The 15,431-nt window shown below is 69.9% G+C and carries 12 protein-coding genes and 1 pseudogene; 5 read left to right on the plus strand and 8 right to left on the minus strand.

What is annotated here, in order from left to right:
• Positions 1-413 (plus strand): annotated as a pseudogene (locus KCH48_RS28260) (DUF2993 domain-containing protein); the annotation flags it as partial.
• Between the two features lie 8 nt (positions 414-421).
• Here the strand turns inward: KCH48_RS28260 and KCH48_RS28265 are convergent.
• Positions 422-2,485 (minus strand): pectinesterase family protein, encoded by a 2,064-nt coding sequence (locus KCH48_RS28265; RefSeq protein WP_210577724.1) that lies wholly within the window; start codon positions 2,483-2,485, stop codon positions 422-424.
• 161 nt (positions 2,486-2,646) lie between these two features.
• On the opposite strand from KCH48_RS28265, the gene KCH48_RS28270 reads away from it, so the two are divergent.
• Positions 2,647-5,964 (plus strand): serine/threonine-protein kinase, encoded by a 3,318-nt coding sequence (locus KCH48_RS28270; protein ID WP_210577725.1) that lies wholly within the window; start codon positions 2,647-2,649, stop codon positions 5,962-5,964.
• 77 nt (positions 5,965-6,041) lie between these two features.
• On the opposite strand, the gene KCH48_RS28275 is transcribed toward KCH48_RS28270, so the two are convergent.
• The 7 genes from KCH48_RS28275 to KCH48_RS28305 all read right to left on the minus strand — a co-directional run bounded on the left by KCH48_RS28275 (position 6,042) and on the right by KCH48_RS28305 (position 12,814).
• Complete coding sequence (locus KCH48_RS28275; RefSeq protein WP_210577726.1) at positions 6,042-6,929, minus strand: hypothetical protein; 888 nt, start codon at positions 6,927-6,929, stop codon at positions 6,042-6,044.
• 332 nt (positions 6,930-7,261) lie between these two features.
• Positions 7,262-8,734 carry a cell wall metabolism sensor histidine kinase WalK gene (locus tag KCH48_RS28280; protein ID WP_210577727.1) on the minus strand — a complete coding sequence of 491 codons (1,473 nt, stop codon included), beginning with the start codon at positions 8,732-8,734 and terminating at the stop codon, positions 7,262-7,264.
• A complete protein-coding gene (locus tag KCH48_RS28285; protein ID WP_210577728.1) occupies positions 8,731-9,468 on the minus strand; it encodes a response regulator transcription factor in 738 nt (245 codons plus the stop codon). The genes KCH48_RS28280 and KCH48_RS28285 overlap by 4 nt, the downstream gene beginning before the upstream one ends.
• A 64-nt stretch (positions 9,469-9,532) precedes the next feature.
• Complete coding sequence (locus KCH48_RS28290) at positions 9,533-9,715, minus strand: hypothetical protein (RefSeq protein WP_210577729.1); 183 nt, start codon at positions 9,713-9,715, stop codon at positions 9,533-9,535.
• A 9-nt stretch (positions 9,716-9,724) separates the two neighbouring features.
• Positions 9,725-10,768: a S1C family serine protease gene (locus tag KCH48_RS28295; RefSeq protein WP_210577730.1), complete on the minus strand. Its 1,044-nt coding sequence runs from the start codon at positions 10,766-10,768 to the stop codon at positions 9,725-9,727.
• Positions 10,769-10,904: 136 nt separating this feature from the next.
• Positions 10,905-11,930 carry a LacI family DNA-binding transcriptional regulator gene (locus KCH48_RS28300; RefSeq protein WP_210577731.1) on the minus strand — a complete coding sequence of 342 codons (1,026 nt, stop codon included), beginning with the start codon at positions 11,928-11,930 and terminating at the stop codon, positions 10,905-10,907.
• 95 nt (positions 11,931-12,025) lie between these two features.
• On the minus strand, positions 12,026-12,814 hold the full coding sequence (locus KCH48_RS28305) for a response regulator transcription factor (RefSeq protein WP_210577732.1): 789 nt from the start codon (positions 12,812-12,814) through the stop codon (positions 12,026-12,028).
• Between the two features lie 184 nt (positions 12,815-12,998).
• On the opposite strand from KCH48_RS28305, the gene KCH48_RS28310 reads away from it, so the two are divergent.
• Genes KCH48_RS28310 through KCH48_RS28320 form a run of 3 tightly spaced genes read left to right on the plus strand, consistent with a single transcriptional unit; the run spans position 12,999 to position 15,274 of the window.
• Complete coding sequence (locus KCH48_RS28310; protein ID WP_210577733.1) at positions 12,999-13,883, plus strand: S9 family peptidase; 885 nt, start codon at positions 12,999-13,001, stop codon at positions 13,881-13,883.
• A gap of 37 nt (positions 13,884-13,920) precedes the next feature.
• A complete protein-coding gene (locus KCH48_RS28315) occupies positions 13,921-14,175 on the plus strand; it encodes a MoaD/ThiS family protein (RefSeq protein ID WP_210577734.1) in 255 nt (84 codons plus the stop codon).
• A 1-nt stretch (position 14,176) separates the two neighbouring features.
• The gene (locus tag KCH48_RS28320) at positions 14,177-15,274 is read left to right on the plus strand and encodes a hypothetical protein (protein WP_210577735.1); all 1,098 of its coding nucleotides are present in this window, start codon (positions 14,177-14,179) and stop codon (positions 15,272-15,274) included.
• Positions 15,275-15,431: the final 157 nt, after the last annotated feature.

A 15,431-nucleotide genomic window follows, 5' to 3' on the forward strand; every position in this document is an offset into this window, starting at 1 on the left:
CCCGCCTCACCCGCGAGACACGCAAGGCGAAGGCGCTGCTGTCCGTCCCGGCGGTCGTACGCCGCCTGGGCGTGCCGGACTCCGCCGTACGCGAGGCCCTGCGCGACGACTCCAAGCTCGCCGAGCTGACCGGCTCCGCGCGCTTCGCCCGCCAGGCGATGGGCCTCAACCTCATCGACCTCGCCCTCGCCCACCCCCAGCTCCTGAAGCTGCTGGGCTTCGACCCCGCTCTCCTGGACGCCCTGCCCCGCCTGACCCGCCCGGTCCTCGCCGACCAGCTGTCGCTGGGCTTCGAACTCCCGAAGCCGCCGAGCGGGGAACTGCGGCTGCGGGACGTGCGGGTGGAGGAGGACGGGATCAGGGTGCGGCTGGAGGGGTCGGGCCTGTCCATCGGCCGGGCAAGTTCCGGCTGAACATCATGTCAGGACGCCGTCGGCGTCCAGTCGCCGAGCCAGTCCGCGACCTCCTGGCCGGCGGCCTGGGCGTCGGTCAGCTGCGGGCGGTCGCTGCTCGCGGTGCCCGCGCCCGGGCCGGTGTTCTTGTACTCGGCGAACCGGTCGTCCTTCCAGGAGAAGCCGCCCATGTCGGACCAGGGGGCCGACTTGATCGCGGCGCTCAGCGTGGAGTTCCGTACGGTCGTCTGCGGGTCGACGGTGGTGTCTCCGCCCGGGTGCCAGTTGCGGCCGAGGAAGAAGGAGGCCGCGGAGACGTCGCCGTTGACCGCCGAGCGGTTGATGAGGATGCCCTTGCGGTTCGCCGGCGTGCTCGGGGCGGTGACGTACCCGGCCGACGTACCGTTCCAGCGCTTCTTCAGTGTGATGACGGACTTGTCGACGACGACCGTGGCCCGGCCGAAGATGAAGTCGACGTTGCCGCTGATGTAGGAGTTGCTGACGTAGACCCGGCCGGGCTTGTCCTTGGCGGCGGTCTCCAGCTCCAGCGTGTCCTGGTCGCCGTTGACGATCAGCGAGTCGAGGACGACCTTGTCGGCCTGGGTCAGCAGGGCGACCGCCTGGTGGCCGGAGAGGGACTGGTTGGCGGCCTCGTCGAAGTCGTTGGTGACGGTCAGATTGCGGACCTGGGAGTCGTCCGACTGGATGGACATCGTCGCGCTGCCCGGAGTGCCGTACGTCCCCGACCCGTCTGGCTTCTGCATCCCGGCCGCGTTGCCGTAGACGATCACCGTGTCCTTACGGCTGCCGCCGCTGCCCTGGATGGTGACGTGCGGCTTGTTGGCCGGGACCTTGACGACCTCGCGGTACGTCCCCGGCTTCACCGAGATCACGACCCGGGAGGCGTTGCCTGCGGGTACGGCGTTCACGGCGGCCTGGACGGTCCGGTACTGGCCGGACCCGTCGGCGGCGACGGTGAGGGTGGTCGCTGCGGCAGCGGTCGTCGAGGCGCTCGTCGTGCCGATGGAACCGCGGGGCCCGGCACCGGACTTGAGGAGGTTCGGGACGTCCGCGGCCTGGTCGAGCGTGTACCCGTAGTAGGTCTTCGGATCAAAGGCGGTGCCTCCGCTCTCGTTGCGTCCACTGGTCCCGGAGAAGACGTTCCCACGTTGCACGATGCTCGCGGTGCTGTCCTTGATGACGGGGTTGTTGATGCCCTGGAAGGAGGAGTTCTCCAGGACCATTTTGGTCTTGCCGCGCGCGTAGTTGCCGTACGAGGACTTGATGTCCGTCCCGGCCACGTCCTCCAGGAAGTTGTTGTAGAGGTGCGCGTGAGCGGCGTTGTCCGTCGAGGGGTTGCGCTGCTCGGTCTCTCGGATCCAGTTGTGGTGGATGGTGATGTCCGTCTTGACGTTCTCGGTCCAGCCGATGCCGAAGGTCTTGTTGTTCTGGCTGAGCTTGTTCCAGGACACGGTGACGTTGGTGCTGTCCTTGCGGACGTCGATGAGCCCGTCGGCCATGTGCCGCAGATCGTTGTGGTCGATCCAGACGTGGTGGGCACCGTCCATCTGGACGGCGTCGAAGTCGTGGTCCTTGTCGTTCCAGATGCCCTGGTAGGCGTCCCGGATGGTCAGGTTCCGGATGATCACGTTGTGAACCCCGGACCCGAGGAAGAAGCCGCCGCCGACGATGTGCCCCGAGGTCCCGGCCCCGACGATGGTCTTGTCGGACGCGACCTTGATCTCTTTCCCGACGGGATTCATGTTGATGGTCGCCGCGACGACGATGACGTACGGCTCGGCGGCGGTCGCGTACTTCTCCAGGTCCGCAAGCGTCTTCACGGTGACGGTCTTGCCGTCCCGCCCGCCATAAGTCCCGTTCTGCCCCAGCGAGTTGACCGAGGCGAAGCCGTCGGCGGTGGCGGTGGCCCAGGCGGGCGCGGCGGCGGAGGCCGTGCTCTGCGCGTCCTCACCGAAGAGGCCGAGGTCCGTGCCGTACGCGAGGCTTCCGGCGGCGGTGAGGGCGAGCGGGACACCGACGGCCAGGGCCTTGCGGCTTCTGCGGTGACGGGGCTTGCTGTGCTGCTCACTCATACGGCGATCCGTTCCGTGCGGGGGGATGGGGTCCGAGAGATCGGTTGCCGCACCGCACGGAAAGGTTGCCGGGTTGAAACCCTTTACTCGGCGCAGGACTTGGGGTGCGGTCCTCTTGCAGGACCGCGGAAAACATGACAGCACAGCGGGGGTACAGGGCCATGGACACCATCGACGCCGAACCCGACTACGAACGCTTCGTCGCGCTGGGCCGCGCCGCGCTGGCCGCCGGGCGGTTCGAGGAGGCCGGGCGGCTGCTGGGGGAGGCCGTGGCGCTGCGCCCGGACCGGGCCGTGGCGCACGTCGAGCTTGCCGGCGCCTTGCGCGGACTCGGACGTACCGGGATGGCGCGCCGCGCCTACGTTCAGGCCCTGTCCATCGACCCGGACTGTGCGGCTGCCGAGGCCGGCCTGCACGGCATGCGCCCCGACCAGCACGCGCGGGAGAACTTCCGGGTCGGCCAGCGCCTCGGCAGTCACCGGCACGTCGGCCACTGGACCGTGCTGGACGTGCGCCGCGGCGGATTCGGTGTCGTGTACGTGGTCCGCAGCAGCGACACCGGCGAGCGCAAGGTGCTCAAGACCTACGACACCCGCCTGCTGTGGAGCGACGCGGACCGGGCCCGGTTCGAGCGCGAAGCGCTGACCTGGGTACGGCTGCCCCCGCACCGGCACGTCGCCCCCGCCGACCATGTGGAGTGGATCGAGAACCTGCCCTGTGTGGTCACCGAATACGCCGAGGGCGGCGATCTGGCCGGGCTGATGGCGGACGGCGCACTGCCGCCGGCGAAGGCGCTGCGGTTCGCCCGGCACCTGTGCGACGGGCTGCGCCACGCCCACGACCAGCTGGGCCTGGTGCACCGGGACGTGAAACCGGCGAACTGCCTGCTGACCGGGGACGAGACGCTGTGGGTGACCGACTTCGGACTGGCCCGTGCCTTCGAGTCCGGCGAGGCCGAACTTCCCGGCCTGGGCGAGCTGCCGGCGGACGCGCAGGCGTTGTACACGACGGTGGCCGGCACGCCGCGCTACATGGCCCCCGAGCAGTTCGTCCCCGGAGCCGTGCTGGACACCCGTGCCGACGTGTACGCGTTCGGCGTGGTGCTCTTCCAGATGGTCACCGGCGCGCTGCCGCCCGGGAACGGGCGGGCGAAGGCGTACATCGACCGCACCGCCGGCCTACGCACCCGCCGTACCCGGCTCTACCAGCTGATCCGCGCGTGCACCGAGCCGGATCGAGATGACCGGCCACCGGACTTCGCCGCGGTGCGCGAGCTGCTGGACGGGGTGTACCGGGAGGTGCTGGACCGCCCGGCACCGGCGCCCTCGAAGCCGGCGCGGCTCACCGCCGAGGGCTGGCTGTCCAAAGCGGTGGGGCTGCACCAACTGCACTGCTACGACGAGGCATTGGACGCGGTGCAGCAGGGCTTGGAGACGGCCGAGCAGAACGGGGACGGCGACGTCGTCCGCGGCAAGCTGTGGCAGGTGCGCGGCATGTCCCTGGGCGGCTCGCGCAGGACCGACGAAGCGCTGGCCGCGTACGACCGCAGCGTCGAGCTGAACCCGGACGAGCCGAGCGCGTGGCTGAACAGGGGGAACCTTCTCCGCAGCCTGGAGCGGAGCGAGGAAGCTCTGGCGTGCTACGACCGTGCTCTGGAGCTCCGGTCCGACATGGCTCATGCCTGGGGAGGCAGGGCGGGCGCACTGCAGGAGCTGGACCGCTTCGGGGAAGCGGAGGAGGCGTTCGACCGGGCCCTGGAGCTGCGGCCGCGCGACCAGAACTTTCTGCTGGACCGGGCCCTGCTGCGAAGTCGGCAGAATCGGCATGCCGAGTCGCTGGTGGACCTCGACCGGGCGCTGAGCATCGCCCCCCGCTTTTTCAAAGCGCACTACAACAAGGCGCTCGCGCTGCTGGATCTGTCACGTCCGGCTGAGGCCGTCGAGGTCCTGGAGCGGGCGGCCGAGATGGAGCCGGACGACGCGGGCGTCTGGTCGAACCTGATGCGCGCGGCCTACCGGCTGGAGCGCTACGAGCAGGCCCTGGAGTACATGGAGAAGGCACGGCTGCTGGGCGGGGACACCGTCGAACTGCTGGTGCACGAAGGGGCGATACACGCCGATCTCCACGGGAACGACGAGAAGGAGCTGGCCTGCTACGAGCGTGCGCTCGAGCTCGATCCGGACTCGGCCTGGGCGTGGTTCAGCAAGGCCGGGGCCCTGTATGCGCTCGGCCGCGCGCAGGAGACCCTGCCTTGCTACGACCGTGCCGTCGAGCTCCTTCCGGACTACACCGTGGCCTGGAAGTGGAAGTCCGTCGTCCTGCGGGAGCTGGGCCGGCCCGACGAGGCGCTCGCGTGGATCGACCGTGCCACGCAAGCCCTGCCGGACGAGCCCACGCTGTGGGAACAGAAGGGCGGAATCCTCAACAAGCTCGACCGCCTGGAGGAGGCCCTGCCCTGCTTCGAGCGATGGCGGGAGCTCGATCCCACAGACGTCGGCGCGTGGGTGAGCACCGGCTGGGTCCTGGGTGAGCTGGGCCGCCACGAAGACCAACTCACCTGCTACACCGAGGGGTTGGCGATCTGGCCCGACGACGGGAAGTTGTGGAACGGCAAGGCGGTGGCGCTGCGGGAGTTGGGCCGCCTCGGGGAAGCGGAGCAGGCCTACGCCCGAACTCTGGAGCTGCGGCCGCGCGACCAGAACTGCCTCCTCGGCCGGGCCCTGCTGCGTCGGCGGCAGAACCGGCAGGCCGACGCGCTGGTGGACCTGGACCGAGCTTTCTCCGTCGCGCCCCGTTACGTCCCGGCCCTCCTGGAGAAGGGATGCGTGCTGCTGGTGCTGGGACGTCCGGCCGAGGCCATGGAGGTTCTGGAGCAGGCAGCCGAGATCGACCCGGACGACGCGGACGTGCGCTGGAACATCCTGCGGGCCGCCTTCGATCTCGGGCAGTACGAGCGGGCCGAGGAGTGCTGCGAGGAACTTCGGCGGACGGGTGAGGACTGGGCCGGCGTGCTGGTCTACAAGGGCTCGATCCACTGGGCCCTGCACGGGCGCGACGAGGAGGAGCTGGCCTGCTACGAGCAGGCGATCGAGCTGGACCCCGAGCTGCCCGAGGCGTGGCAGAACAAGGCCGACGTCCTGTGTGCGCTCGGCCGTCAGGACGAGGCCCTGCCCTGCTACGACCGCGCCATCGCGCTCGACGCGGGGGCGGCGGACTGCTGGTACAAGAAGTGCTTGGCGCTGAGTGCGCTGGACCGGCACGAGGAAGCACTCACCTGCGCCGACCGCGCCCTCGCTGCGGCACCCGATGACGCCATGGCGGCCAGAGCCGAGGGGATGAAGGGGGTCGCCTTGGCGGCACTCGGACGTCTGGAGGAGTCATTGGCCTGCTACGACGAGAGCCTCAAGACCTCGCCGGACGCTTCCTGGCTCCAGGAAGGCAGACGGTGGGTGCTCGAACGCCTCGGCCGTACCGGCTAGGCGGCGGCCGCGCGATGCAGCGCGGCCGCCGTCACGGATGAGAGGAACCGCCCTGGTTGCCTGCGCGTCGGTTTCCTTTACTTGGCGCAGGACTTGGGGTCGAGGTTCTCCTGCCACTTGTCCTCACGGCCGTCGGGCTGGCCGTTGGGGAGGAGCTTGTCGGAGATGCCGTCGATGTAGTAGCCGTGCGAGTAGATCGTCTTCCAGCTGGCGTCCCGGCCGCGCCAGGTGTGCGCGGTGACGCGGTCGTCGCCGGTCTTGTTCCACTCGTAGTCCTCGACATAGAAGACCGGGTTGACACGGACAACGCGCTGGTACGGCGTCCAGGTCGTCGCGACCTGGGTGCACGGCGGAATGGACTTCTCACTCCGCCGCTCGAAGGACGAGGTCTTCTCCCAGCCCCACTCGTAGCTGAAGCTGCCGCCCGCGGTGCCCGAGAAGATGCTCTTGGCGACGGAGAGGCTGATGTTGGCGCCGACGCTCTTCTTGACGGACGTCTTGGTGCTGTAGCCGCTGACGAAGGTCACCTTGTCCTCCGTCGTGCCGTGGTTGCCGGTCCACTCGGACGTGCGCACGGGCTCGCCCTTGATGGACCAGGTAGAGGCCTGCCCGTAACCGCACCAGCCCCGGAAGGTCTCCCACGGGCCGATCGGCTCCCACAGCGGGATGACGTCGTTCAGATACTCGTCCTGCGTCTTGAACTCCCCGGTCTCGACGTTGAGGGCCCCATAGACCCCTGTCAGGCTCGTCTCCTGACCGCAGAGCCGGTCCAGCATCCGGTCGGTGTCACCGGGATCCACCCCGCGGACGTTCTGCGCACCAGCCGGTCCGGCCTGGGCGGTGCCGGCACCGGTGACGACGGCGGCCAGGGCGAGGGCGGCGGAGGCGGCGGTCAGGGCGCCCTTCTTCAGGAGACCCCTTTTCAGGGCGGCCTTGTTCAGGACAGACGTGAGCGCATGGCTCATGGGCATGCTCCTGCTCTTCTGATCGTGAAGTGGGGGGCGATGCCGGCAGCAGTGAGCACGAGGCGTCACAGGGGACCCAGCAGCATCAGAAGCGATCGGAAGATAACAGGGGTGATTGAATCTTTAGCAACTTCTGAGGACTCGGGGATGGCCGAAAGTAGCCCTGAGATCAGCGGTGCCTGCCTTGGCCCAGGCCGTCCCGTCAGGGGATTTCCGACGGGGTGATGGACGTACCGGGTCATCGGAACGTCGTGATCGTGCCGCTGCCTGCCGGGCCTTCGAAACTGAGCGGTGAAGCCGTCGTGCAATTGGCGGCCACGGCGGCCTCGTCGTCACCCCGAGGCGCTGGACGGGCTCTCCGGTGGAGGCGTCGGCGCCCCCGGCAGTCGTACGGTCGCGATGGTGCCGCCGCCCTCGGCGTGGCTCAGGGTCACCTCGCCGCCCGCCTGCTGCACCGTACGCGCCACGATCGACAGGCCCAGCCCCGAGCCCGGCAGTGCCCGTGCGCTCGGGGAGCGCCAGAAGCGGTCGAAGACGTGGGGGAGTTCCTCGGCGGGGATGCCGGGGCCGTGGTCGCGGACCGTGAGGGTGCCGGACGCGAGCTGGACCTCGACCGTGCTGCCCTCAGGGCTGAACTTCACCGCGTTGTCGAGGATGTTGACGACAGCGCGTTCCAGCGCCGCCGGTTCCGCTCGTACGTACCAGGGCTGAAGGTCCGCCGTGATCGTCAGCTCCGGCCCGCGGAGCCGTGCGCGGCGCAGGGCCGACTCCACCGCGTCCTCCAAGGAAATCACCTGGACGCGCTCGCCGCGCTGGCCCGCCGAGCGGGACAGTTCCTGCAAGTCGCCTATCAGGGCAGCCAGTTCGGTCATCTGTGCCTTCACCGAGGACATCAGTGCCTTGCGATCCGCCTCCGGGATCGGGCGGCCGGTCTCCTCGCTGCGGGTGAGGAGTTCGATGTTCGTGCGGAGGGAGGTGAGGGGGGTGCGGAGCTCGTGGCCGGCGTCTGCGATGAGCTGTTGTTGCAGGTCGCGGGAGCTGGCCAGGGAGGATGTCATCGAGTTGAAGGAGCGGGAGAGACGGGCGACTTCGTCTTCGGCGTCGTCCTTCACGGGGATGCGGACGGTCAGGTCTTCGGTGCGGGCTACGTGTTCGACGGCTTCGGTGAGCTTGTCGACGGGGCGTAGGCCTGCGCGGGCGACTGCGAGACCGGCGGCACCGGCGCCGACGACTCCGATGCCGGAGACGAGGAGGAGGATGAGGGCGAGGTCGTTGAGTGTGTCCTGGGTTGCTTTGAGGGACAGCCCGACCTGCAGAGCGACGTCAGGGTAGACCTGAGCGTCGGGGCCCAAGCCAACGATGAGGGGCGTCGTTCGTACCCGTACGTCGTTGCCGTCCGTGTCGGTGGTGTTGTGGAAGGTACGCACGCCTGGCTCGGGGTACGCGGCCATGTCCTCGTCCCGGGCTGTGGCTTTCAGGACGCCTGCTGAGTTGGTGAACACACAGACCGTTCCGTCCGACTTCACCACCTGAACGTAATAGTCCCGGGGGCGCATCTCGTTGGACACATCGGTATCAGTGACCTCCTGAGGACAGGCGGCCAGCAAAGCCGTGACCTGCCGCTCGGTCAGCTTGAACTCCGCACTGTCGAGCCGCGTGTCCACCTGCTCATACGTCTTCCCCTGCACGATGAACCAACAGGTGACCGAAACCGCCGCCACCCCAAAAGCCACCGCCGCCGCCACCAGCATCGCCAGTCGCGCGCGAATCGGCAGCGACCGGAACCGCCGCAGAACCTTGCTCACTCGGCCCCACCCTGACGCAGCACATACCCCACCCCACGCACCGTGTGCACGAGCCGGGGCTCGCCGCCCGCCTCCGTCTTGCGGCGCAGGTACATCACGTACACGTCGAGGGAGTTGGAGGACGGCTCGAAGTCGAAGCCCCAGACCGACTTCAGGATCTGCTCGCGGGTCAGCACCTGGCGTGGATGTGCCATGAACATCTCCAGGAGCGTGAATTCGGTGCGGGTCAGTTCCACCGGGCGCCCACCCCGCGTCACCTCGCGCGTGGCCAGGTCCATCCGCAGGTCGGCGAAGGTCAACGCCTCGTCGTCCTGGGCGGCACCCGCCCCTGCCGCGGCCGCGAACGAGCTGCGGCGCAGCAGCGCGCGGACGCGGGCGAAGAGTTCGTCGAGTTCGAAGGGCTTGACGAGGTAGTCGTCGGCGCCGGCGTCGAGGCCGGTCACGCGGTCGCCGACCGTGTCGCGGGCCGTGAGCATGAGGATCGGGGTCGTGTCGCCGGCGCCGCGGATGCGGCGGGCGGCCGTCAAGCCGTCCATCCTCGGCATCTGGATGTCCAGGACCACCAGGTCCGGCTTGTACAGCGTCGCCTTCTCGAGCGCGTCCGCGCCGTCGACCGCGACCTCCGTGCCGTACCCCTCGAAGGCGAGGCTGCGCTGGAGTGCTTCGCGTACCGCCGGCTCGTCGTCGACGATCAGGATGCGCTGGGGGTCACGGTCGCCGTCGGCGGGGCTCATGGGCTCGGGTTCCTCAGAAGATGTGGTAGGGCGTGGGACTGACGGATCTCAGCGTCGCACGCTTTCAGCCTCGTACGGTACGGCGGCGGGTGCGGGACGCGGACGCCGTACGGCGGGTCCGGGCGCCGCTCGCCGCCACCTCCGGCGCCCGCGGCACCGGCGCGTGCAGCGCGTACGCCACCTCGACGGCCAGGGCGAAACCGGCCGGGTCGGCGCCGGTCACCGTGTGGGAAACCTGCTGGATCATGCCGTACTCCTAGTCGGTGGAGCCCGCGCGCAGCGTGGCCAGGTCGGACTTGACGGTGTTGATCGGGATGGCGAAGCCGAGGCCGACACTGCCGGCGCTCGACGACGTCGCGTCCGCGGCGGAGTACATCGCCGAGTTGATGCCGATGATGTTGCCGTTCATGTCGATCAGGGCGCCGCCGGAGTTCCCGGGGTTCAGGGACGCGTCCGTCTGGAGCGCCTTGTACGTCGTCGTGGACGAACCGGTGTCGCCGTTGAACTGCTGGCCGCCGAACTCGAACGGCCACTGCCCGCTGCCGCCGCCCTGCTGCCCCTGGCTCTCGTCCGTCGAGACCGTCACGTCCCGGTCGAGCGCGGAGACGATGCCGCTGGTGACCGTGCCGGTCAGGCCCTCGGGGGAGCCGATCGCCACGACCGTGTCGCCGACCTGCACCCCGTCGGAGTTGCCGAGGGTGGCCGCCTTGAGGCCGGACGCGTCCTCCAGCTTGATCAGCGCCAGGTCCTTCTTGCTGTCGGTGCCGACGACCTTCGCGGTGTACGTCTTGCCGTCGCTGGTGCTCACCTTGATCGACGAGGCGCCGGAGACGACGTGGTTGTTGGTGATGATCTCGCCGTCGCTGGTGATGATCACGCCGGAACCGGTGGACTCACCGGCGTTGGAGGTGGCGTTGATCTCGACGATGCTCGGGCTGACCGCCGCGGCGACCCCGGCGACCGTGCCCTTCTGGCTGGACGGCACGACGTTGGTGGTGGCGCTGGAGGAGGTCACCGTGTCGGTGCCGGACAGCTCCTGGATGCCGTATGCCGTACCGCCGCCGATGGCCGCGGCGACGATCGCCACGGCGGCGAGGAGGGCGAACGGGCCGCGGGTGCGCTTCCGCGCCGGAGCCGAGCCATACGCGGCCTGTGACGGCGTGACCGGCGGCTGGTACGCCGGCGGAGGCGGCCACTCGGGGTCGACGGGGGAGGAGGCGTGCTGCTGGGCGTACGTCGACTGCTGGTCGCCCTCGCCGGGGTTCTCGTACTCGCCGCTGCGGCGGATGCTCTCGGTCATGTCTCAGAGCTTGTCGCCGCTCGATGAGAGCCGGCTGAGTGCTCCCTGAGAACGGTGCGAGAACCTCGTTCGTCCGATGTAAAGGCCGCTCTGGCGGCTTGGCCAGGTCTCTCAGACAACCCTCATCAAGGGCCCGTCATGCCTCACACCCACAGGACCGCCGTACCACCAACCGCGAAGGAAACACCTTCAGCCGCTCGCGGCGCGAACCCGCCACCCGCAGGCCGTCGTCCAGGAGCAGGTCCACCGCCGCCCGTGCCATGGCCGGGCGGTCCGAGGAGATCGTGGTCATGGGCGGGTCGGCGAAGGCCGCTTCCTTGATGTCGTCGAAGCCGATGACGCCCAGCTCGCCCGGCACGTCGATACGCAGCTCGCGGGCCGCGCGCAGCAGGCCGAGCGCCTGGTCGTCGGTGGAGCAGAAGATCGCGGGTGGGCGCTTGGGCCCGGAGAGGATGTCGAGGGAGATGTGGTAGGCGTCGTAGCGGTTGTACGGCGCTTCGAACAGCCGTCCCTCGGTGGAGATCCCGGCGTCGTCCATCGCGCGCCGCCAGCCCTCGACATGGTCGGAGACGGGGTCGCCGACCGCGGGGGTCTCGGCGGTGCCGCCCATACAGGCGACGTACTCGTAGCCGTGCTCCAGGAGGTGGCGTACGGCGAGCTGGGCGCCGCCCAGGTCGTCCGTGGCGACGGCGACGTCGTCGATGGCCTCCGGGCGCTCGTGCAGCAGCACGACGCGGGCGTCCCAGGCGTCGATCTCGGCGGCCGCGTTGTCGTTCAGCGCGTGGCTGACCAGGATCAGGCCGGAGACGCGCATGCCGAGGAAGGCCCGCAGATAGTGGACCTCGCGTTCGGCGATGTAGTCGGAGTTCCCGACGAGCACCATTTTTCCGCGCTCGGACGCGGCCTGTTCGACCGCGTGCGCCATCTCTCCGAAGAAGGGCTGGCGCGCGTCCGGCACGATCAGGCCTATGAGGTCCGTGCGCCGCGACGCCATGGCCTGGGCGACCCGGTCGGGCCGGTAGCCCAGCTCCTTGATCGCGGCGAGGACACGCTCGCGCGTGGCCGGGGCAACCGGCCGGGGTCCGTTGTTGATGACATAGCTGACGACCGCGGTGGAGGTACCCGCCAGTCGTGCCACATCATCCCGAGTCACCTTGGCCACGCGCGGAGTCTACGCGGATGGACCCGCTCTGGGCAGGGCGTAAAGACGCTTGTCCGGGCAGTCCCTGTGGGCGGGCGAGCCCGCCCACAGGTCCGCTATGCCTCGGCCGTGACCTCGGTGGCGTCCAGGGAGGCCGTCTCGTCCGCATCCTCCGGCTTTGACTGGTCCGCCTTGGCCCTCGCCTCGTCGGAGGAGCGCTCCGTGCGGTCCGCCTTCTCCGGCGTAACGAATCGATAACCGACGTTCCGGACGGTCCCGATCAGCGACTCGTGCTCGGGTCCGAGCTTGGCGCGCAGGCGTCGTACATGGACGTCGACGGTCCGGGTGCCACCGAAGTAGTCGTAGCCCCAGACCTCCTGGAGCAGCTGAGCGCGCGTGAAGACACGGCCCGGGTGCTGCGCGAGGTACTTGAGGAGCTCGAACTCCTTGAAGGTGAGGTCGAGCACCCGGCCCTTGAGCTTGGCGGAGTACGTCGCCTCGTCCACCGACAGATCGCCGTTGCGGATCTCCATCGGGGAGTCGTCGTTGACGATCTGCTGACGGCCCATGGCGAGCCGCAGCCGCGCCTCGACCTCCGCCGGACCGGCGGTGTCGAGGAGCACGTCGTCGATGCCCCAGTCGGCGGTGACGGCGGCGAGGCCGCCCTCGGTGACGACGAGGATGAGGGGGCAGCCGGGGCCGGTGGAGCGCAGCAGCTGGCAGAGGCTGCGCACCTGCGGAAGGTCCCGGCGGCCGTCGATCAGGATGACGTCGGCACCTGGGGTGTCGACGAGGGCGGGGCCTTCGGCCGGGGCGACCCGCACGTTGTGCAGGAGCAGCCCGAGAGCGGGGAGCACCTCGGTCGACGGCTGAAGGGCATTGGTCAGGAGCAGCAGAGAACTCATACGTCTGGTTCCTCCTCGGTCCCTGCGAGGACGTTGTGCGGTACGTCACCTGCTCTGCGATCCCGAAAGGCCCCGTACACCCGCGGTCACCTGGAGTTTCCCGCTTCGTATACAACGCTTCCGAAAGCACAAAAGGACCCGGGGGCTACGCTGCCCGAGTCCTGTGTCCAGCAGAATAGCCCACATGAGGGCTGGCATGGCAGGTCATGTGGCACGTTCCACCGTTCGTCCGGCATCCGAGACGGACGCGGCGGGGTCTTTGCGTACGTTTCTGCGCACGTTCGACGGGGTGACGATCGACGCCGTATACGAGCCGGGCGGGCACGTATACGACGCCGGGGCGCCACCTTCCGGTGATGTGGTGTTCGTCGTCGCGCACGGTTTCACCGGCGATGTGGACAAGCCGCATGTGCGACGCGTGGCACAGGCGTTCGCGCGGCACGGCGCGGTCGTCACCTTCTCCTTCCGAGGCCACGGGCGGTCCGGCGGCGTCTCCACGGTCGGCGACCGCGAGGTGCACGACCTCGCCGCCGCGGTGGCCTGGGCCCGCGAGCTCGGGCACCGGCGCGTGGTCACGGTCGGCTTCTCCATGGGCGGCTCGGTGGTGCTGCGGCACGGGGCGCTGTACGGCACGTCGGCGGCAGCGGCCGGACTGGAGCACGAGGGGCGCACGGAAGCGGGAACGGATGCGGTGGTTTCGGTGAGCGCTCCCGCCCGCTGGTACTACCGGGGCACGCCCCGGATGCGGCGCGTGCACTGGCTGGTGACCCGCCGCGAGGGCCGGCTGGCCGCCCGCTACGGACTCCGGACGCGGATCTACCATCGCGGCTGGGACCCGGTCCCTCTCTCCCCGGTCGAGGCGGTCCCGCACATCGCGCCCACGCCGCTCCTCATCGTCCACGGCGACATCGACGGCTACTTTCCCGTCGACCACCCCCACATGCTGGCCGCGGCCGCCGGTGACCACGGCGAACTCTGGCTGGAGCCCGGCATGGGCCACGCCGAGCACGCGGCGGCGGACGAACTGCTGACCCGGATCGGGGACTGGGCGGCGGCGAAGGCGGGCTAGCCTGACGTTGTTGACGACCGACTGATTGAGGAACCGCATGCCCAAGGTCACGGTGCGCTACTGGGCCGCCGCCAAGGCCGCGGCCGGGGTCGCCGAGGAGCCGTACGACGCGGACACCCTCGCGGACGCGCTCGCCGCGGTGCGTGCGCGACACCCCGGCGAACTGGCGCGCGTCCTGCGGCGATGCTCCTTCCTCATCGACGGTGACCCCGTAGGCACCCGCGGGCATGAGACGGTACGGCTGGTCGACGGCGGGACGGTCGAGGTGCTTCCGCCGTTCGCAGGAGGGTGAGATGACCAACCAGCCGCACGAGGGTTCCTACGAAGGTTCCTATGAGGGGCAGTACCCGCAGGGGTACGACCCGTACTGGCAGCAGGCGTACGAGGATCCGCACGCCGGCCAGCAGTACACGCAGCAGTGGCAGGGGCAGACGTGGGACACGCAGGTGCCGGGCGCGTATGTGCCGCCGCAGGGGCAGGGACAGTACGCGCCTGCTTACACGGCACCCGGCGCTGAAGGCCCTGCCCAGCCCGGCACCGCTGCCCAAAGCGGTGGCGCGAGTGCGCCCGGCGGCCTCGAGGCCGGTGCCGCCGAGGAAGAGCCCTCCTACGGCCCCGCCACCCTCGTCGGGAACCCGCGCATCACCGATGCTCAGCGGGCCCGCCTGGAGGGGCGTTCGCCGATCATCGAGCCCGGGATGCAGCCGGCGGCGCTGACGGCGTTGCTGGGGCTGCTGCTGTCCGGGACGGCGGCCATCGGGTCGTACGCGCTGCTCGTACCGCTCGTGGTGCTGCAAGCGGTGACGGCGGCGGGCTGGTTCCGGCTGAACGGGATGTGGCCCGCCCGGCAGGGCATCGCGCTGGCGTTCGCGGGAGCGCTGACCGCGGATGTCGCGCTGGTGGCGGCCGACCGCGCGCCCGCGGCGATCCTCGGCACGCTCGGTGTGTGGGTGCTGCTGGCCCTGGTCCTGCAACTGCGGTCGCACGCCGAGCCGGACGAGCGGATGTACGGCCTGATGGCGACCGTCGCCGCGGCGGCGCTGTCGATCATCGCGGCCGGTTACTTCGCGGCCGACACGGACGCGGTCACGGTCGGCGCCGCGGCGGTGGCCGTGGCGATCCTGGCCCGGGTTCTTCCCTTGCCCACCCCGGCGTCCGTGATCGTCTCCCTCCTCGCCGCGGCCGGCGCGGGCATCGCGGTTGGCGGCATGACGGGTCTGGGCGCGAACGGCGCGTTCCTCGGCGCGGCTGCGGGCGGCTGCGCCCTGATCGGCCACCGGGTCGCGAGCTACGACTACCCGTCCCGCTTCGTCCACTTCACGGCCGGGGTCGCGTTGCCGCTGGCGGCGGCGGCACCGGCGGTGTACCTGCTGGGGCGGGCGCTGGGCTGAGCGGCGTCGCTCCTGTCCGACTTGAGTGACTGCCCGACCTGAGCGACTGCCCGACCTGAGCGACCGTCACACCTGACCGACTGTCACAGCTGATCGACAATTCCCCGCTCACCCCTTGCCCCGGGGTTACTCTCGCGCAGGACGGCCACCCGGTCGT

This window comes from Streptomyces sp. GESEQ-4 (assembly GCF_017948455.1).
Lineage (GTDB): Bacteria > Actinomycetota > Actinomycetes > Streptomycetales > Streptomycetaceae > Streptomyces.

What these genes read in the sequence shown, in the direction of transcription:
- KCH48_RS28265 (WP_210577724.1), bottom strand. Translation starts at nt 2,485, where the DNA reads ATGAGTGAGCAGCACAGCAAGCCCCGTCACCGCAGAAGCCGCAAGGCC.
- KCH48_RS28270 (WP_210577725.1), top strand. Translation starts at nt 2,647, where the DNA reads ATGGACACCATCGACGCCGAACCCGACTACGAACGCTTCGTCGCGCTG.
- KCH48_RS28275 (WP_210577726.1), bottom strand. Translation starts at nt 6,929, where the DNA reads ATGAGCCATGCGCTCACGTCTGTCCTGAACAAGGCCGCCCTGAAAAGG.
- KCH48_RS28285 (WP_210577728.1), bottom strand. Translation starts at nt 9,468, where the DNA reads ATGAGCCCCGCCGACGGCGACCGTGACCCCCAGCGCATCCTGATCGTC.
- KCH48_RS28290 (WP_210577729.1), bottom strand. Translation starts at nt 9,715, where the DNA reads ATGATCCAGCAGGTTTCCCACACGGTGACCGGCGCCGACCCGGCCGGT.
- KCH48_RS28295 (WP_210577730.1), bottom strand. Translation starts at nt 10,768, where the DNA reads ATGACCGAGAGCATCCGCCGCAGCGGCGAGTACGAGAACCCCGGCGAG.
- KCH48_RS28305 (WP_210577732.1), bottom strand. Translation starts at nt 12,814, where the DNA reads ATGAGTTCTCTGCTGCTCCTGACCAATGCCCTTCAGCCGTCGACCGAG.
- KCH48_RS28310 (WP_210577733.1), top strand. Translation starts at nt 12,999, where the DNA reads ATGAGGGCTGGCATGGCAGGTCATGTGGCACGTTCCACCGTTCGTCCG.
- KCH48_RS28315 (WP_210577734.1), top strand. Translation starts at nt 13,921, where the DNA reads ATGCCCAAGGTCACGGTGCGCTACTGGGCCGCCGCCAAGGCCGCGGCC.
- KCH48_RS28320 (WP_210577735.1), top strand. Translation starts at nt 14,177, where the DNA reads ATGACCAACCAGCCGCACGAGGGTTCCTACGAAGGTTCCTATGAGGGG.